Origin of the sequence: Haloactinopolyspora alba (genome assembly GCF_003014555.1) — a bacterium.
Classification (GTDB): Bacteria; Actinomycetota; Actinomycetes; order Jiangellales; family Jiangellaceae; genus Haloactinopolyspora; species Haloactinopolyspora alba.
Window position 1 is genome coordinate 107,448 of sequence record NZ_PYGE01000001.1, and the last position, 18,726, is coordinate 126,173.

Below are 18,726 nucleotides of genomic sequence, written 5' to 3' on the forward strand. Positions count from 1 at the left end.
GACTTCCTCTTTCTCCCTGTCCTCCCCACGGCGGGCGCCTGGAAGGTCCACAGTCGGGAAGGAGCCGTGGGAATGGAAGTGGTACATGCCCGGTGTGTCGGGCTGGACATCTCGAAGTAGGACGCCAAGGTCTGCGTCCGAGTCGCCGGGGCGGGTCGGCGCAAGGCTGTCGAGACAGTCACGACGTGGTCGTCGATGACGTCACGGATCTTGGCACTGCGTGAGCACCTGGCCGCCGAGCGGGTCGCCCGGGCGCTGCTGGAGACCGGCGGCTTCAGACCCCGACTACACCCTCGATTGTGATGAGCCACGATACTGTCATCGCCCGACGTGAGCCGGCCAAGCGCTCACCGAGGCGCTCAGTGTGGTTGTCGATCCCGACGACGCAGCAAGGCCGGACACAGCATCTGAACCATGGGCTACTCGCTGACAGTCGGACCGTCGAAGTGTCCACAGCACAATCGTAGGCATCCCGGAGTCAAACGCCTGCGAACCAGAGCCGCATGGGGCGCCTGGTCTGGCCGCTACCAGCAACGATAGTGAAAGCCGCCCTCTTGGGCGGCCCGAACTTCACCTGTGACGCGGTTTCATGTCGCGCCGAAGGCCAGCCACCAGGACGAGCCAGGCAACTCCAATGGGATGCGACCACCGCAGCCAACGTCATCGGAACTTGGCGAACTTGTGTGTCGTCGATCGGGTCGGCCATGCCCAATATGGAGCCTGCCTGGTCACGACGATGCCATCTTCGTCTCGCCGCCGTGCCGGGTCACCCGAGGCCGCAGAGACACACGGACGGCGTTTCGGGTGAAGGCATGGTCGTTGGCCTTGCCCGCCCAGGTGTACGCCTCCCCCGGCTGCAGATGTGCAAGGTTCTCCGGCCGCAGCCCGTTGAGCGCGGAGTTCGCCTTCTGGATGTGCTTGAGCCACGCGGGCGAAGTCATCTTGTGTAGGACCACGACGTCGGAGAGTTCGATGAGCGAGACCGGGACCGAGGGCGGATCCTGGCTGGCGACCACGATGCTCATCCCCTTGTGCCGCATCTCTCGGACGGACTCGACGAGAACGTCGACCAGATCGAGGCTATCGATGTACTTGTGGGCCTCGTCGAAGACAACGAGTTTGTTAAAGTGGCTGCCGTCGATCTTGGCCTCGGCGAAGAGCTGCATCAGCACAACGAAAAGACCGAGGCTCTCGTCCTTCTCGATGAACTCGTCGCGCAGATCGACGATGACGAGGCGTCCGGGCCGGACGTAGTCGGAGATCCGCACGGAGTCGTCGATGTAATTGGAGGCCAGATCGAGGCGCTGACGTGCGAGGTCCTTAAGATTGTCGGCCATTCCGGAGGATTCGACCCCCTGGCGCACAGTGGTCAGGCTGAGGTTGTTTCGGTTGGCCTTGAGGACCTGCATGAGCTGACGGATGTACATCGCCTGGTTGCCCACCGCGCCGAGCAGGAATCGCCAGTGGGTAGCCTGCAGTTCAGACGAGGCGAACAGGAGTGGCTGAACGTCGAGGTCAGGGAACTCCTCACGGCGCTCCTCGACCTGGTCCTGGGGTGCCAGGAGTAGGACGTCCTCCAACGCGGCCGGTTCGGCACCATAGCGGTTACGCAGCAGGTCGATCTGGCTCTCGACGTCGTTGGGATACTTCATTGAGGTGAACTCTGGTGCGTAGTCCTGGGTGCGGCTGTAGTGGAAGACGACGGTAGCCAGTGGGTTCGGCAGGTCATTCACACCCGGCGCGGGCAGCGTCGCACCTTCGATGATCGAACCGAGGGTGTAGCTCTTGCCGCCACCCTGGACACCGAAAAGGCTGATGGTGTGACTCTCGTTTAGATCCAGACCGATCTTCCGGCCTCCGGCGGCCTCACCCAAGATCGCCCGCTGCGGCGTCGTGTACGTGACACCAAGTAGTACCGGTGGGGTGATGGCCCGCTGCGAAGAGGCTGAAGCGTGCGACCACACGTCCTGGAGCGCGGGGGGATCCTCAACCCCAACATCCGTCGTGGGTGCAACTGACGTCTCCCTATCCTCGCTCGACCGGTCCACTGGCGGTGCCGAATCGAAGGCTTCGGGCACAGCCGGCTTCGGGCTGAGGTCGACAGGCGGCGGCACCGGTGGTGATTGCCAGTCGGGTTCGGTCTCCTGCGGCTTGTCCGCCAACGCGTCGAGCGTGGGGGCCCTGAAGGCAGCGTCCTCGCGCCGGGTCCTGGTCAGGGCCGGCACGGTGGTAGCGAACGGCTCGGTGGCATCGCGGGGCCGGTCGGGTTCGGTCGGCACGTCGGCGAGGAGTTCGTCGATCTCTTCTCGCCCGATGTGGTGGAACTCCACTCCATCAATGACCTCGGGCCGGCTGCTCTCTCCCGCAAGCTCGAAGATTAGCCCGATCCGTTCGAAAGAGAGGATGAACCCGTCGTCGAGCGTCTCCAACAGTCGGCGAGCATGCGTGCTCACCGAACGCCCGACCATCTTGTAGCGTTCGGAACGCTCCAGGTAGAACCGCAACAGCGCGGCGAACTCAACGTTCTTCACCGCCCGGTCGACCCGGTCAGGGTCTGACAGGTTCGGAGCGAACTGGGCGGCCAGCACTGTCTCAGAGGTCTCGACCTGCTCGGTGATCGACCGCCGCAGCGCCTCGTACTCGGTGACGTTGCGGATCTTGGAGTATGCCTTGACCTCCACCAGACGGCAGGTGATAGTCCGTGCATTGGCGTCGAAGGAGAACAGGGCGAGGTCGGTACGTCGAAGCGACTTCTCCGCCCCTGAGCGGCGTCGTGCCTCGACGTAGAGATCCTGGTGAGCGTCGAGGGGCACCACGATCTGGTCGTCGAGCACCCGCTGGCCCTCAAGGTAAAGTCGCGCCAGGGCGAGGCCAAGCACCTCAGAGCGCTGATTGCGAGCCGCGGAGGAGAGCTTGAAGGCGAGGCTGCCCGAGAGCAGTCGTAACTGCTCAAAGAAGGTCTGCAGGTGCCGGTCGTCGACCACAAGACCATGGTCGCTGAGCACCGGCGTCAACAAGCCACGGAGCTCCTCGACCTTGCGGGAGCTGACCAGCACTTGACGGCCGAGACCGACTCGGCCGGCGACATAGTCGATGACGAAGTCGCTGCGGCTGCCACTGTCGGCGGCGCGGTCGAAATACTCCAGGCCGAGGGTGCGGTCGATGATGACCACCCAGTCGCTCACGTCGTGGGCCTGGTGAAGTAGGGAGCGCTGCTGGCCGTCGAGGTTGAGCGTGGTCGTGGGCACATGCCCGGTCGCGGTCCCGTCGGTGGCTACGCTGGCCGCCGCGCCGGCAAGGGTCTGGGGCAGTTTGGCGAGCACTTCGCCGAGGCCGCCGCCGGTGGCACCAGGACGGGCGCAGACGGGGGTCTTGCGCCAGGTGACGCTGGTTCCGTCTTCGTTGGCGTGGAAGGCCGTAGTTGCCTGCTGGATGAGCCCGTACGCCGGCGGGTGTGCAACTTCTTGCAGCGGCCCCGTCTCGTGTTGCTCGCCGGAGAAGGCGTCGACAAAGATCGTCAGGTGCGCTTCAAACTCGCCCGGGCGGTCCTCGAACTCGTCCATAGACCGGACCGAGTAGGCCAGCTTTGGCACGCCGCTGCCCTGTCGCGCGCCGAATGCCTCGGCCTCATCATTGTTGAAACGGCCGTCGGAACGGGTCAGGTCGGCCAGGGCTTCACCAATGCCCGGCATGGCGGTGTTGGCGGTGCACAGCCGGAGATCGTAGGTCAGCTCCCTGGTCGTCGAGCGCCGCTGGAGTTCGAGGAGCATCTCCACGATCAGGGCCGCGTCTCCGGGATTGATCACGTTGACGACCAGGGTGCGGACATAACCGTGCTGGCGCACATACCGCTCCACTCGGTCGGCCAACACGGCAGCAGCCTGGTTGCCACCAGCGGCGCGGGGCGCGTCCGGTACGCCGAGCGCGGCAGACAATTTGTTAAGCAATCCAACAGCGTCGTCGGTACGCGGGTGCACCATCGCAGTCCAGAAGGGGGTCAGATTGGCGACCGCGGCGAGCAGGTGGTGGTTGTCCTGTCGCGGCACTGCGAATGGGAATCCGAGGGAGTCGAGCCGGTCGAAGAAACTCGCTGCCGCGTCGGCGGCGGCCTCCCTGGTGTGCAGGGCAAGCTCCTTGCGCCAGGCTGCGCCGACACTGCTCCACCCTGCGAACCACGCCAACCGAAGTGGGTGGGTTGGACCGGGTAGCAGGACGCGGTGGATGCCACCGAGCGCGTCGAGGTAGCGGACCGCCACCGCATCGATCTGCTGTAGACCGGCGAGTGCCCGCAGGGCGGCTCCGCGCTCGCTCTTGGCGACCTCGCCTAGATGGGCGGACAGCGCGGCGATCATCCGCTGGTAGCTGGCCGAATAGGCAACGGTCTCAGCCGAGATAGCGGAGAGATCGGTCGTCTCGATGACACCGATCGGCTCCATGTCTGACGCACTGGCACCTGCGATCGCCTCGAACAATGTATCGCGGACGCGGATGAACTCGCCGAAGACCTGCTCTGCCGCAGGGCCGAGCGAGTCGACCCACGGGGTCTCGTCCCGGACCGGGGCGGAGGGCGCGCCCTCCTGGCTGATCGCCAGCTGCCACATGCCGAGCTCACGCGGGCTGATCAAGGTGTCGCGCTCGATCTGGGTCAGCAGCCGGGAGAGCCTGACCTCGACGCCGCCACCACCGGCTACGTGCACGTTCGCACTGGCGTACGCCGAGGTGCGCGACCCGTTGACCCAGGAGACCTCGCCAGGAGTGAGCTCCTTGCCGGGGCGTCCGTCGACGAGGCGGCCGAAGGCCAGCCGCTGGATCGCGTGGGTAAGGCTCTCGTAACGCTGTGCCCGAGTCTCGGGCGGCTCCTCGCTCTCGTCGGCGTTGACGACATAAAAGAGCTCGCTCATGCCGGAGGAAGGGCCCGTGACGATCCGCCGGTCGGTCTCTGCGATCGGTGTAACGATCAGGCGGTGCCAGCCCTCGTCGAGCTGGGCCTTGCGCAGGTTGCGGATCGTGCCCTTGTAGTTACTCTTCGGACGTACTCCGGCGGCCACGTTTACCGCCTTGCCGGTGGGCTCACCATCCTCGGCGACCAGCTCGACACGGAGCTTGAGCAGTCCGTCAGCGGTGGTCAGGGCCGGGCCAATGCCGAAGGTTGCAGCGATGTCCTTGGCACCTGTCGGACCGGCAATCAGGTACGGCTGTCCGGCGAGCGTCTCCAAGACCGGGTAGTTCTTGAGATGCTCCGCGTCGTCCCCGACGACTGGCAGGCCGACAATGTGGACGTCGATCTCGACCTGCACCTCGCGCTCATTCGGCGCGGGCCACTTGTCGAAGGTCAGGCCGCGGTTGTCGCGGTCGGTGATGATCCGCCGGGTCCAGATGCCGCGGTCCTCTAGGCCGATCTTCCCAACGAAGCGGCCAAGCCGGGCGATGAAGCCGGGGTCGGCGAGTCCGAGGGAGAGCACCCGCTGCCGCTCGGCAAGGTCACTGCGGCTGAGGTCGTCCACATGGACGCGATTGCGACCCACCCGCCCGGACACGTCATCGAGCGTCTTGAAGAGCGCCAGATCGGGAACCAGGCCGAAACAGAAGATCGCCGCTCCTGCGGCGTCGGGTTCGTAATCATTGGCAGCGATGGTAAGCAGGTAATGTACCCAGGCCTGGTCGGTGGCGCGGCCGTCCTTCTTCTGGGCGAGAGCGTGCTGCAGACGGTCGATGCCGTCGCGCAGCGAAGTCGGCACCCGGCTCATCAGCTCCTCGCGTAGCATGCCGTAGGCGTTGCCGACCTCGACTTCCTCGAAGGTGGCCACGCCGAAGGAGTCCTCGGCGCTCGCGCGGAGCCCCGGCGGCACGAAGGCCAGCAGTGGCCCGGAGGTTTCTTCGACAGGTCGGTTCCGCAGCTCGACGAGCTGGGTGCTGGTCACCAGCATGTCGTCGCCGCTGGCGACCTCCTCATCATTCGCCAGCAGGCACACCACGGTCCCAGGCAAGGTGGCAGTACGCAACCGGTGAACCAGGCGGGAGCCGAGCTCGCCGTCGAGTTCGGTGACGCGCATGCAGTGGCCCGCCTGCCGGTTGGAGAGCAGGGCGAGCAGGTGGGGGACGAGCACGTCCTCCAGGGCACTGCGCCGGTCGGCCATGGTGGGCTCGGTCAGCCCGACCGCGGTGGCAGCCAACTCTGGCTCCTCTCCAGGTGAGCGCCGATGGTGAAGCGCGGGGTGACGGTCTGGGCCAGGTAGGCGTCAGAGAGGTCGCGGTAGTAGCCGATCTCGCGAAGCCGGTCGACGAAGGCAGCGGTGTTGGCGCGCACGGCGGCCTGATCAGGCAGGTCAGGCCCATGGAAGCCGTCTTCCGTCGGCAAGGTGTCGATGTAGAGACCATAGCGGGTTTGCAGCGTCTCGAGGACCTCGTCGACCCGCATCGGACGCGTCCGCATTTGCCCGGAGGCATCAGGCTGCACCAAGCAAACCTGCAGTAGCACCTCCAGCAGCCGGGAGTCGAGCACGAATCGACGTACGCCGGTACTGCCCCGCGGCTGGGTGAGCAGCTCGCCGGGGCGACCCTTGAGGAACATCGAGTCCAGGCAGTCGACGAGGTACTTGCGTTGGAAGGCGCCGCGGTAGTGCATGATCAGCTCGAGGTAAGTGTCGAAGCGGCTCAGGCCGAGGTCGATGATGGTCTGCAACTCGGGCGCGAGGGGTTCCTCCTCTTCGTCGAGGATCCTGCGTACCCGCATGTCGAAGAAGACCTCCCGGTCAGCCTCGTACTTCTTGTCGAGCAGCGCGATGGCGTCCGCAGCGGCCAGGTCACCCTTGCCGGGCATCGCGTACTTACCCTGCCGGTGCAGGTCCTTGGCGAAGTCAGTGAGTTTGAGCACCGCGAATGTGCCACGAACGAACTGCGGCAGCCGGCCGTACCAGGTTGCGGCACTCTTGACCGCGTACTCCGCGGGCAGCTCGCCCTCCGAGCCGGCGACGTCGACGAAGAGCTGGGGACGAAAGCGGCACTGCTCGTCGTGCTTGTAGCCGCCGACGCAGGCGTTGTCGACAGCGCCGTCGCGCACGGCGGCGGGCACGAGCTTGAACATCCGAAGGTGGTACAGCGCCAGGTGGAAGGAGAGCAGAATCTTGAGGTGCTCCACGAGGACGGTGCGCGGCATGAAGTTGCGGTGGAGCAGCAGCCGAAGCACGTCCTCGCCCAGCAGTTCGGCGGGTTGGCGGCACAGTTGCTTCTGCTCACGACGGGAGGAGTTTTCGGCGCGGTCCTGCGCCTTGCCCTGAGTTGCCTCGACCATGCTGAGCAGTGCCTGGGACTCCACGTCGATGTCGGGGCCGGGCACGGCCTCGCCGGTGGTGGGGTCGATGTCGGAGAAGAAGAACTCGCGCAACGCCTTGAGGGCGATGTCGTTGACCGCGAGTAGCTCGTAGAGTTGCTCGTCGGCGCCGTAGGGACGTGACCTGAAGGTGTTCCGCAGTCGGTAGGCGAACCCGTGCAGCGGACGTGGCCCGGCGACTGCCTCGCTGACCCGGCCGCGGTTCACCAGGTCCAGCAGGTGAGTGGCGACCCAGCGGCGGGTGACGTCCTCATTGTCGGCGAACCCGTCGAACCGGCCTGTCTTGTCGTCGACCAGTAGTTCCAGGTACGCGTTGACGTCGAGGTCGGTGGCACGCCGCATCCGGCTGGTCACACCGCCGTGCCACAGCCTGGCCAGGAAGGCAGTGAGGACACGGTCCATGGCGAGCGTTTTGTAGTCGATGCGGCTGATCGCGTCGCATCGGAAGGCGCGGTCCTTGCTGTCTAGCGCCATTCCGCGTCCTCGGTCTCGGGCACCAACGCCTCCTGGGTGATCAGGTGGAGAACGCCGTCGTCGCTTCGTCGCACCGTGTGCATCGCCGACCCGTCGACGGTCAACAGCACCTCGTCGTAGGGCACCGCGGCGAGCTGGTTCTTGAAGACAGTCAATGCCAGCGCGTAGCCCTGGTCGTCGTCGATACTTGCCTGGTAGCCACGCCGGAACCGTTCGATGAGCTCGAAGAGGTCCAACCCGATCCGCAACTCCGCTGGAGGGATATTCTGTCTGCCGGGGTCGATGTACGTGAGCCGGAGTGCGGTGGGCCGGGTCTCCAGGTAGGGGTGGGCGTCGGTGCCGACGCGTCCGGCCCGGAAGCCATCGCCAGGGAAGCGCCGCAGGCTGCGGACGGTGCCGCGGACCACATCTCGGATCCGGATGACGAGCCCACCGGCGGCGAGCTCAGGGGACACGACGCCCTCGCTGCGGTTGAGCGCCTCGAGAAACAGCTCGGTCGGGACCGGCCGCTTGCCGTCAAGCAGCTCTAGGAACGACTGCACCGAGGCGTAAGGCAGCATCTTCACCGCCTCGACGGGGTCGCGCATCTCGAAGTACGACAGACGGCGTGCCGCGGAGACGAACTCGATGATCTCATCGGCATTGGCATCGGCGCCGTTGACCTCCGGGTGCATCGCCCGAAGCAGGTCCCGCTCTGGGGTGATCCGGTCCGAGGCGCTGACCAGATAGTGCTTCAGCAGGCCCTCGCTGGCCAGACGCCGGTCGAGCACAGGCTGTGGTGAGCGGGCTACGTCGACCTGGTGGAGCTGGTTAAGCAGCCGGTCTCGCTCGATGACGGTGTCGCCGCCACGGTAGGCGTTGAAGTAGTGGCTGGCGAGGATCAGCCTAGACTCCTTGGCCTCGTAAAGGTCGTGGATCTCGGCACAGTCCCGACCCGAGGTCAGGGTGTAGGCGAGTGCGGAGCGCAGGTCGCGCAGGGTGATGTGCAGCCGGCCGCGAAGCTGGGCTATCTCGTAGATGCGCCGCATGCGCTCCTTGATCTGCGGCCCGACGACCGGGTGGGCGATCGTGGCCGCGTTCTGCCGGGCGTAGCAGCCCTCGAAGAGGGCGCAGCCCTCACAGGCGGACCAAAACTCGGGGCGGACCAACGAGTCCAGCATCCGCTCCAGGATCGAGTTGTTGGAGCCCTCGCCGTTGAGCGTGTCGGCCGGGCGGACGGTCACGTCACGGAGGTTTAGGTTGACCACCGCGACCGGCCCCGGTTCGTCATCCTCGCCGCGCAACCCGACCTCGACGACCCGAGTGAGCGCAGCGAACTCCTCGGGGTGGTGGCTGAGGAAGTCGACCAAGCGGCCCTCGTTGACCGCGATCAGCCGGGTCTCGCCGGTCAGCACCCCGACCTCGTCGGCTCCGGCGAACGGCGCAAAGAATTCGGTGAGCACGTCGTCACTGACGACGCCGTCCTCGTCCTGACTGCCGTCGTAGTTGGTGTCGAAGCGACGACCGTTCAGCTCGAAGTCGGCGCCGTTTGCCCGCTCGGAGGTGAACGTCGCGCCACGCTCACGTGCGGTGGCCGCGAGGCTCTCCAGGAAGGCGGTTTTGCCGTCACCAGCGTTGCCGGTGACTATCACCAGCGAGTGTGCGCCGGCCAGCACGCTCGGGGTGAGGGCCAAGTCGAGCCCTGTGGGCACGTAGACGCGCACATCTGCGGCATCCATGCCACGGGTACCGCGGTTGCTACGCCGGCTCTGGCTGTAGAGCGTCTGCAGGTAGGCAACGAACGGGTTGTGACCCTGTGCCACGCCGTCACTGCTGGACACAACCACCGGATCAGGTTTGACTGGCTCGGGCATCGCTGGCTTCGGCGGTTCGGCAGCCGCCTTGAGCGCTGTCAGGAACTCCTCGGCGCCGCTGAACCGACCACCGCGCTCCGGCGAGATCGCCTTGAGGATCGTCTTGACCAGTTCGGGAGTTACGCCGGGCAGGGCGAATCGCTCGCGCGGGTCCTCGGCAGCCACCGCGAGCGGCGGGGTGCTGGCCCCGTCCCACGGGTAGGCGTTGGTTAGGGCCTCGTACAGCGTGATCCCGAGCGCGTAGAGGTCCCGGTCGATGTAGCCGGCCGTGCTGGCCGGCACCTGATCGAGGTCCGGCGGGGTGTAGCGCGGGGTGCTGGCGGTGTGGCCCTGGGTGGATTCGGGGGTCTTGGCGATGCCGAAGTCGAGGATCTTGACCCCGTCTTCGGTCCATAGCAGGTTGCCCGGCTTGATGTCGCAATGCCAGACGTCCAGGCCGTGCAGGTACTTCAGCCCTTCGGCGACGTCGATACCGATCCGCCGGACGTCGCCTGGAGTGAGCGTGCCGCCTCGGATAACCTCGCCGAGATCCTCACCGGTGACGAACTCGAAGACCAGGAACGGATATGGGTGCGGCTTCGGCAGCACGTCGACGTCGAACATCCGCACCACGTTTGGATGCGCCGTCGCGTCCTGAAGCCGGGACAGCACCATACCCTCACGACGAGCCCGCTCCCGAGTGCCCTCCCCGTCGCGGAGGATCAGCTTGATGACCCGGTCGACGTTGCGCATGGTGTCGAAGACTCTGTAAGCAACGCCGCTCGCGCCGGGCTTGCCGAGGCGCTGCTGCACGATGTATTTGGTGCCTAACGCGAAGTCCCGCGGCAAGTTCCGCCAGTACTGCGGATCGCGCCTCTTTTCGTCATTACCCTCAGCCCGCGCATGGTCCGGCGGCGTCGGCGGTTCTCCTCCATTGCCACCGGTGACCCGGCGCCTAGGTCGGTTGACCTCACCGATCGCTAGGTTGAGGCGGCGGATCGCCTCTCGCGCGTCGGGCCGGTCTTCCGGCTTTGCGGCGCACAGCAGTGAGAGCCAGTGCCGCAGCGGCGATGGCACGTCGGCCTGCTCCAAGTCCTTCTCCGGAAGTGCTCCGCCGGCCTTGACCTGCTCGGTCACTGACTCGAAGGGCAGGTGGCCGGACAGCATCTCGAAGCCGATCACGCCGACCGCGTAGATGTCCGCCTTGTCGGTCATCTTTGTCGGGATTTCCATCGCCTCGGGCGCCAGATAGGCGTGGTCCGCGGCGGCGTGGGCGTCAAGTGCGACTGTATGGGCCCGCATCTGGGCGGTCTTGGCGTAGTCGAAGCCGATGATCATTGCCCGGCCGTCCTGGGTAAGCAGAATGGTCGCCGGGTTCAGCGCCCGGTGCACGATCTTGCGGGACTGGGCATGCGCGAGCCCGGTGAGCACCTGCCGCAGGATCAGCAGCTTCCGGTCCCGAGTGAGCGGCTCGACCGGCTTCTCACCCAAGTGCAGCCGGAGTGCGTGTCCCGGGATGTCGTCGTAGACGGTGACGAAGCCACGGTCCTCGGGGTCAGGGAAGAAGTCCTTAACTCCGACGATCGCCGGATGCGGCGGTAGCTTGCCGAGGGCCTCGTACGCGATGCCGATCTGCTTCTGTTTCTTCTCCCGTTCGCGCGTGGGTGCGTACAGGTCGGGCTGGCGCACCACGAGCCGTACAGTTCCCGAGCCTTGCACCGCGTTGGCGTTCTTCGCTCGGTACTCCCCCACCACGTCGATCCCGCCAGCATGGATAGTCTCGCTCAGCGTGTCGAGGACCAGCCAATTGCCGAACTGCAGCGGCCCGGTGGGCACCTGACCAATCCGCTTGACCTCCTCGACGATCTTCTCGTGGTTGCGCTCGATGTCTGCGTCAACCGAGAAGGAGCCGGTCGGCACCCGGGAGGCGTCGGAAAGCAAGGTCACCAGGTGCTGCAGGTTGACGGTGGCGGCGGCATCACGCTGTGGAGTGTTGTGGTCGACGAGCCGGGCATCCCGAGCTGGGAGCACGACGACAGCGTCGACATAGACCCGGGAGAGCTGCGGGTGCGTGTCCTCGAGGAGGCTCTTGAGCCGTTTGGCGTTCTCCCGCAGTTTCGGTAGCGGCGTATGGAACGGCGAACGCCCCGCTGGCATCCACCGTGACCCCTGCACATCGATCCGGCCGAAGGTGCCCTTCACATCGATCACGTAGACCATGTGGCCGGTCACGACCACCAGGTCGACCTCGAAGAGCCGGCCCTGCGAGTCCGGGATCTCCAGGGAGTGCAGGACCGTCCACTCGGCCGGCCCGTGATCACGCAGGTGGGCGATGACAGCCCGTTCCGCATCGTTCACGGGCCGGCCGATCGGAACGATCCTCACCATCGGGCCTCCGCCTCCTCGATCGCGTCGGTGAGCAAAGCCAGCGCTTGATCTTCGAGGACGTCCGCGCGGTCACGGTCTCGGTACGCCTTACGGACAGTCTCCGCTATGCGTTCGCGGTCGGCCATAGGTGCTAGCGGAATCGGCAAGTCGCGAAGGAGCGTCGTGTGATATTCTTGCTGCTTTCCTCCGACGCTGATGGACCGGAAGATCCGGAACATCGCGTTGGTCCGAAAGAGTGCGAAGAGGTAGGCTCCCGGAACCTCGGCTCTGCCACTCAGCACCCGAAGGAAGTCCTGGCCATACGCATTCTCGAGCAGGCTCCCTGTGATGAACACCGACCGGGAGTAAACTTCGTTCTCGCCGAACGTACCGTGCGCCGCCACGAGGATCGTCTCGTCTTCTTGGAGGATGTCGCCCGGTGCCGCAGCAGCACTGATCCAGCGCCCCTCCGGCCGCCCCCAAAACGCCTGACGCTGCCCCACCAGCCGAACGCCGTGCTCCTCGTCGGTGTCGATCCGTTTGAAGCGGGCGCCGGTCCGAAGAGTTCCGCCCTCGCACACCTGCCCCAGCGTCGTGCCGGGAACCGACCGAAGCACGTCGGTCAGGCGCTGCGCGCGCGGCCTGAAGTTCAACGCCCGCAGTGTCACGGGAGTAACGCCATGAACGACGAAACCGAGGTCGGACTCCTCGTCGTGCCAACGGTAGTCGATGAGTTCGGGGAGACCAGCGCTGCGGAAGAAATCCTCGGAGGCGGCGACGAGTCCTGCCTGGAAGGCGGCCCTCAGACGGGCGCTCTCTTCGACCAGGTCGTGGATCTGTTGCTCCAGCACGGAGTCGAACCGCGGAACGGGAAGGTCGACGAGATGGTGCGGCTCGATATGTTTCACCGCCGATCCGTAGACTGAAGCCTTGACGAACGCTTCTCCGAACCGGCTAGCGAGGAATGCATACAGGTACCCGGCCCTAATCTTGCCTGGATCGGGCTCGACTTTGAGAACATCCTGCGAGGACCAGATGGTCGCCATGTCGGGGCGTACGTAGGACCTCCGTCCCGCATGGAATCCCGAACATGAGATTAGCGTCATCCCAGGCTTGAGCCGGAGGTGGGAGAGACTGCCAGACTCGGCGTCGGATCTCCTCAGCCGCGGCAGTCTCGTAAGGTCGCTGGTCATCATGTCTTTGCTACCAAGGAACGGCACGCTGTGCTCTGGATTGGACAGATAGACTCGGCGGAACTGCGGCCCGTTGAAGATACCGTCGTTGTAACCAGTCGTGAGGCTGGCGAGACGCACTGTGTTGGGGAGGACTTCAAGGCGCTTGCGCACCTCCAGTGCACCAGAGAGATACGGCGAGGCATCGAGCCGGAGCCCTTGGTCAGAGAACCAGTCGGCCCGGACAGGGTTGTCCATTCTGGCGATCTTCATGCGTCGGCCCCTACAACATTGCGGGGGTCGAAGCCCGGGATCGCATGCCTCTCGCGGAACTCCCAATACTTCGCAGCTATCACCGGCAGATCATTATCGACGACCGGCCGACTCCGCTTTACCTTGCGCGTTCGCCGCTCACCGCCGATGGTGAGGTACTCGGCCTCCTCGTAGGTTTCCATTATGAGGTCGCCATCCGGAGAGCGCTTGTAAAGGTCGTTGCCGCGACGATCGAAGCCGACCTTCTCGGCGACTGCCATAAAGACCGGGTAGGAGATGGACCCATTAAGCTTCTCGTTGATCTTCTCGTCGAGTGTCTTGCGCTTGAGGAAGAGCAGGGTCGTGAGGATGTTGACGTTGGCGTCGACGATGAAGGTCTCCACGGGCAGCTCGACGCTGGCAAGCACCCAGCACTCCTGCAGGATGTACTGGCGGAGGCCCTCATCGGCCGGACCGGGGTTGGAGAGGATACCGTTGGGCAGGACGATGCCAAGCCGGCCACCGGGCTTGATCCACTCGATGGCCCGCTGGACGAAGAGCTGCTCTGGTGCCATCGAGCCGGGCAGGTTCGGGTTAACCTGGAGCTCCCCCGTCTTCTTATCCCGCGACCACGATTTGGCGACGCCCTCGCGGAAGGCGCCAAGCACCGACTCGTCGCTGATCGGGATGTCAGCACCGAACGGTGGGTTGGTGACGAGCACGTCCACGACGCCGCTGCGCCCGTCCTTTGCGAGCGGGATCCGCTTGTTCGCCTCGGCGACGCCGCCCAGGTGTCCCTTCGGGAAGGCGAGGGAGTCCATGTGGAAGACATTGCCTGGGATTTCGGCGAGGGTCATGATGTTCATTGAGGTGGCGCGCACGAGGAACGGGTCGAAGTCGGCGCCGAAAAGATGCTCCTCGGCGTACTTGCGAAGGCGGTCGCGGTAGCGCTCAGCCTCCTCGGGTGAGTCCGGGATGCCCTCGGTGTCCCACTCACGCTTCATCTTCTGATGCAGGTGAGTGAGGGTGGCGTGGAGGAAGCCGCCGGTGCCACAGGTCGGGTCGAGGACCGTCTCGTCCTCCTGCGGGTCAAGGATGTCGATCATCAGCTTTACCGCGCCGCGCGGGGTGAAGTACTGACCACGGTCACCCCGAAGGTTGGTGCCGACCAGCTCCTGGTAGGCCAGCCCCTTGGCGTCGATGTCGGTCAGACCAAGGTCGTAGGGGGCCAGCTCGCTGACGATGAAGGCGAGTGCCCTGTCGGAGAGGGTGATCTCGTCGTTGGCCTTGAAGAGACCGGATTCGGCGTACTGCTTCTTGACGTCCTCGAAGAGGTCCTCGATCCGCTCGCGGATCGCGGTGCGCCCCTCGTCGCTATAGGGCTCGGACATCGAAGCGTAGAAGCGGCGTGAGCTGCCCTTGCGGACGGCCCGTTCGTCGTACATCTTCGCGAAGAGCAGGTAGAGGAACTGCCAGAAGGCGGCGTCCTTCGGCATGCCCTCGTTACCGTGGACATAGTTGTGGCAGCGCCGGAACGTGATCTTGAGCATCTCCGGCTCGGCGCGGCGAAGCTGCTGGGCGGAGACAACCTGGCCGCTGCCGACGGTACCGTCGGCCATCGGCCAATCGGAGCGCTCGTGAAAGTCCGCACCCCAGCGTGTGGTCTCCTTCTCGATGAAGAAGAAGTTGACGTTGTCGGTCCACAGGCCCCAAGATCGCGCGGGGTAGTCCTCAGCGCCAAGAAGATCCTGCAGGAGAGCCATCTCCGACTTCATCTGGTCATGAGTGCGCAGCTTGACGACGTTCTTGCTGCGGTTGGGCTCCTTGTTGCAGACCACCACGCGGCGCAGGTTGTCCTCGGTGTGCCCGCTGCCCGGCGCGAAAATCGCGATGTCGACCTTCTTCGTCCGCATCCCCTTCTCGGTTTGGACCTTCACCGGGAAGTCGAGCTGCATGTCCTCCGGAGCGAACTGGTACTCGTGGAAGAGCACCCGCATGATCCGCTGCCGGACCTGCTCCTTCGGGGTGTCCTTGATCGGCTTGTCCGTGAGGAAGTCGACGAGGTACCCCTCGTCGAGGTGGTGGACCTGTGCCTCAGCCTCCATGTCGGGCTGAGCTGTGTTGAGGGTCGTCGGGTCAACCATGTCGGTTGAACTCACCATCACATTCTTGTCTGTTGCGCTCGTCAAAGGAGGTCGGGGCCACGTGTGGGGCTGCGACCGCCAGCTGGTCGAAGCATATCGGTGGATCTGCCGCACGAACACGGCACGCGTTGACTCATCTCAGGATGGTCCGCGGGTCGATACGTTGCCTCATCTGGAATGCTGGTGAGGTGTTGGGCGGTTCTGCGGGCGCCGGCGGGTAAGTGTCTGGCGCCGACGCTGCGCCGCGACGGCGAGTTGGACCTGACCGACGCGCAGGCCGAGCTGTTGTGTTGGGTGAGCGCGGCCACGATCGATCGCAAGCGCGCCGAGCACCGCGCGGCGATGACGTGCAGGGCCGTTCGCGCACCGAGCCCAGATCGCTGCTGAAGGATCAGATCACGGTGCGGACCTGGGCGGAGTGGGGACGACGCCGAGCCGGGCTTCGTGGAGATCGACCTGGTCGACCACGACGGCGGTGCTCTGGCCGGTGAACACAGTACGGTGCCGAGCCGAGGTCGGCTCGGCGATGGATCGTGGTCACGGGGTTACGCGCTGGCCCCAGCAATGACGTAGGTCATGGCGACGATGGACGCAGTCGTGAGCAGCATCATGCCACCCACCAAATCCGCGCTGTAAGAGGCCGGGCCGACCTTCGTCGCGGCTACGATGGCCGTCGCCGCTCCAGGTACGCCAGCAGTCCGGCCACCCGCTGGCCCCGGTGGGCTGGCGAATCACTGCCGGCTGTGCTGAACCAGCACACCACCGCGAGTCCAGCGAGGACTCCTACCAACATGATCGTTTCGGTCATGCGCGTCATCATCTCGGGCATGTCAGGCAACTCCCGGGCGCGGTGACCTACGGCAGCTCACGCAGCAAGTCCGGCGGTAGCTCGTGTTGGCGTTCCGGTGGCAGCTTGCGCGCCGGGTCCGGGCGATCCTCGAGTGGCTGAATCACGCTGCCGCCGAACCGGGCTTCGTCGGCGAAGACGGCCTGCCCATCGATGTACACCAGGTTGGTCCGGGTGACCTCGTCGTCGAGCGTCTGCGCCTCGTCAACGAGACGGGCCTCGAACCCACCGGCGATATAAGGAGTGTAGAACCGGATTCGCTCGCCGGCGGCGTTGACCGCGCGGCGGTGGCAGGCCCGGCAGGCGATACGGGGGTAGCGCTCCATCGTGCGGGCCCCTACGCCGCAGATGATGCACTGGCTAGTGATGAACGGGCTAGCCATAGATCAAGTGTGCCTGCTTGTAACGGCGTGGTGCGGCTGGTTGCCGCCAGCGACTCCTTGCTGCCCGAGGTGCTGAATCCGGGCGTCGCGTTGCACCCTGCGGTCGTCGTGCAGCGGCGCGAGACCGTGGAGCTGCGCCGCGGATCGCCGCGTTTCGCAGGGTCGAAAGCGCCGTGACTGCTGCCGCTGGCTCATGACCCCTCGGTCAGATCGTCGACGCGGCCACCTGCGAGCCCTCACCTGATCGACCGATATACGGCCACGACGATGACCGCACCGAGAGCGATGGTGAACAGGATGCTGGTGACGCGTAGCCACCAGGTGGCGAGGTGACCCAGTCCGCGGCCTCGTGATGTGCCGATGGTCAGCGAGACGTAGAAGAACGCTGCGATCCCGGCACCGCCGAACGTGACGATGGCGACCGCGAGCGCGTAACCAGCCTGTTCAGGATCGCTCAGCGCGTGCATGGCTACCTGCCTCCCCGTGGCTCAAACCTTGGCTGGAGTCGTCTGGAGCGTCTGCGGGCATCTCCTGGCGGAGTGCAGCGAGGCGTCGGCGTCCCGTGGCTGCGGAGACGTTGAGCCTTGCTGCGACGTCGGCACCGGTCACAGTGCGGCCTGCTGCGTGTTCTCCATGGATCCACGCTCGCAGCTCGGCATCGACTGTGGCGCGGGTCGGCTTGGTTTCCTTGGCCGTGGTCGATGAAGTCACGTTCAACGAACTTGCCGATGTGGCGGCACTGGAAGGGCGCTCCACGGCGTGGGCGGTGCCTTCAGCGGGTCGCTCAGAGGTACTTGCGCATTCGTGGCTCGTCCTCGTGGGCTCGTGCCCGGTGGTGTGGTTCGGTGTGCTGAGTAGGACGACCATGAGGTGGCTGGCGAGCAGCAGTGCGAGGGCGGGTACGGCGCTGACGGCGGCGGCGATGGTGATGCTGACGGCGGTGTGGTGGGCGTGGTTGCTGGCGTGGAGGGCGTTGCCGGCGACGCTGATGGTGGAGAACAGGATGAGGGTGGCCCATGGATACCAGGTGACGCGGCGGCCACGGTCTCGTAGTGCGACGGCTGCTGCGGTGGCGATCAGGATGAACCCGTCGACGATCAGTGGCCACAGCCACGCGAGGGTGGGGTTGAGCCCGGAGATGGTGGCGAGCTCGCGCAGTGCGTCGAAGCTGAGCGTGAACGCTCCGATCGCGAGCGCCGCACCGACGACGGCGATCATGGTAATCAGTCGCCGCAGCGTTGCGCGCGAGGACGCCTGCTGCTCGTGAGCGCTCACCGGCTCGGTGCGCGCGGCCGGGGGTTGGTGGTCGCGCTCTGCGCGCACCGACGGCGCGTCGCTCAGGTCCGCGACCTGGCTGCTGGGCGCGCTCACCGGTCCCGGTGTTGCGCTCGTTGGCTCGGTGCTCATGTGTTCGTCTCCCTGCCGGTGTCGCTGCGCGGCGCTGAGCGTGTGCGCGCGGGGTCTCATTGACTGGGTGGCGCACCGGCGCGCACGCGCGGGGTGCGGGTCTCGGTCATGACGGTGCTTACGCACCCGACGTAGGTCTCAGTCCGTCGGCGCCGTGCGGCCGTCGGCCGCCGATGTCGCTGTGACGGCCCGTCTATCAGTTGCACCGCCGGAGCCGGCCGACCGCCGCTGTTGTCGCTCTGACGACCCCGCCTGCGGCCTTTACGGCACGGCGCGGCTGTCCGCCGCCGATGTCGGTCTGATGACCCCGTCCTGCGGCTGTTACGAGATCGCCTTACACCTCTGGCATTAAGAGCGGAAAGCGTGCGAATAGCCGTGACAGCGTGCGCGGCAGTACGCACCCACCGGGTGTGACGACCGACGACCTTCCCACGAAACGATGCTGGAACTGCGGCGACGTCTACGTGCCGGCCGCGGTAACGCAACGGTGGTGCTCGCGCGCGTGCCGCCGACAGGCG

The 18,726-nt window shown here is 65.7% G+C and carries 9 protein-coding genes; 1 reads left to right on the forward strand and 8 read right to left on the reverse strand.

The window, feature by feature from the left end; genetic code table 11:
- Positions 1-728: 728 nt before the first annotated feature.
- The 6 genes from mads8 to CLV30_RS00535 all read right to left on the reverse strand — a co-directional run bounded on the left by mads8 (position 729) and on the right by CLV30_RS00535 (position 16,801).
- The gene (gene mads8 / locus CLV30_RS00505) at positions 729-6,173 is read right to left on the reverse strand and encodes a methylation-associated defense system ATP-binding protein MAD8 (RefSeq protein ID WP_106535231.1); all 5,445 of its coding nucleotides are present in this window, start codon (positions 6,171-6,173) and stop codon (positions 729-731) included.
- Complete coding sequence (mads7, locus tag CLV30_RS00510) at positions 6,149-7,804, reverse strand: methylation-associated defense system protein MAD7 (RefSeq protein ID WP_106535232.1); 1,656 nt, start codon at positions 7,802-7,804, stop codon at positions 6,149-6,151. Before mads7 ends, mads8 begins: the two co-directional genes overlap by 25 nt.
- Positions 7,795-12,024, reverse strand: coding sequence for a methylation-associated defense system protein kinase MAD6 (gene mads6 / locus CLV30_RS00515; protein ID WP_106535233.1), 4,230 nt, complete (start codon positions 12,022-12,024; stop codon positions 7,795-7,797). The genes mads7 and mads6 overlap by 10 nt, the downstream gene beginning before the upstream one ends.
- Positions 12,018-13,448, reverse strand: a complete 1,431-nt coding sequence (mads5, locus tag CLV30_RS00520; RefSeq protein WP_106535234.1) for a methylation-associated defense system restriction endonuclease subunit S MAD5 — start codon at positions 13,446-13,448, stop codon at positions 12,018-12,020. The genes mads6 and mads5 overlap by 7 nt, the downstream gene beginning before the upstream one ends.
- Entirely contained in the window at positions 13,445-15,532 is a 2,088-nt protein-coding gene (gene mads2 / locus CLV30_RS00525; RefSeq protein ID WP_106535599.1) for a methylation-associated defense system DNA methyltransferase MAD2, read from the reverse strand. Before mads2 ends, mads5 begins: the two co-directional genes overlap by 4 nt.
- Before the next feature lie 894 nt (positions 15,533-16,426).
- Positions 16,427-16,801 (reverse strand): hypothetical protein, encoded by a 375-nt coding sequence (locus tag CLV30_RS00535; protein ID WP_129710801.1) that lies wholly within the window; start codon positions 16,799-16,801, stop codon positions 16,427-16,429.
- Positions 16,802-16,810: 9 nt separating this feature from the next.
- On the opposite strand from CLV30_RS00535, the gene CLV30_RS26180 reads away from it, so the two are divergent.
- A complete protein-coding gene (locus CLV30_RS26180) occupies positions 16,811-16,978 on the forward strand; it encodes a hypothetical protein (protein ID WP_165358387.1) in 168 nt (55 codons plus the stop codon).
- A gap of 59 nt (positions 16,979-17,037) precedes the next feature.
- On the opposite strand, the gene CLV30_RS00540 is transcribed toward CLV30_RS26180, so the two are convergent.
- Together CLV30_RS00540 and CLV30_RS00545 are read right to left on the reverse strand one after the other, a co-directional pair.
- Entirely contained in the window at positions 17,038-17,268 is a 231-nt protein-coding gene (locus CLV30_RS00540) for a hypothetical protein (RefSeq protein WP_106535236.1), read from the reverse strand.
- The gene (locus tag CLV30_RS00545; RefSeq protein ID WP_165358388.1) at positions 17,246-18,208 is read right to left on the reverse strand and encodes a DUF2637 domain-containing protein; all 963 of its coding nucleotides are present in this window, start codon (positions 18,206-18,208) and stop codon (positions 17,246-17,248) included. The genes CLV30_RS00540 and CLV30_RS00545 overlap by 23 nt, the downstream gene beginning before the upstream one ends.
- Between the last annotated feature and the right edge of the window lie 518 nt (positions 18,209-18,726).

Bases quoted from the DNA above. Each gene is read 5' to 3' on its own strand.
- mads7 (WP_106535232.1), bottom strand. From the start codon at position 7,804: ATGGCGCTAGACAGCAAGGACCGCGCCTTCCGATGCGACGCGATCAGC.
- mads6 (WP_106535233.1), bottom strand. From the start codon at position 12,024: ATGGTGAGGATCGTTCCGATCGGCCGGCCCGTGAACGATGCGGAACGG.
- mads5 (WP_106535234.1), bottom strand. From the start codon at position 13,448: ATGAAGATCGCCAGAATGGACAACCCTGTCCGGGCCGACTGGTTCTCT.
- mads2 (WP_106535599.1), bottom strand. From the start codon at position 15,532: ATGGAGGCTGAGGCACAGGTCCACCACCTCGACGAGGGGTACCTCGTC.
- CLV30_RS00535 (WP_129710801.1), bottom strand. From the start codon at position 16,801: ATGGCTAGCCCGTTCATCACTAGCCAGTGCATCATCTGCGGCGTAGGG.
- CLV30_RS00540 (WP_106535236.1), bottom strand. From the start codon at position 17,268: ATGCACGCGCTGAGCGATCCTGAACAGGCTGGTTACGCGCTCGCGGTC.
- CLV30_RS00545 (WP_165358388.1), bottom strand. From the start codon at position 18,208: ATGAGCACCGAGCCAACGAGCGCAACACCGGGACCGGTGAGCGCGCCC.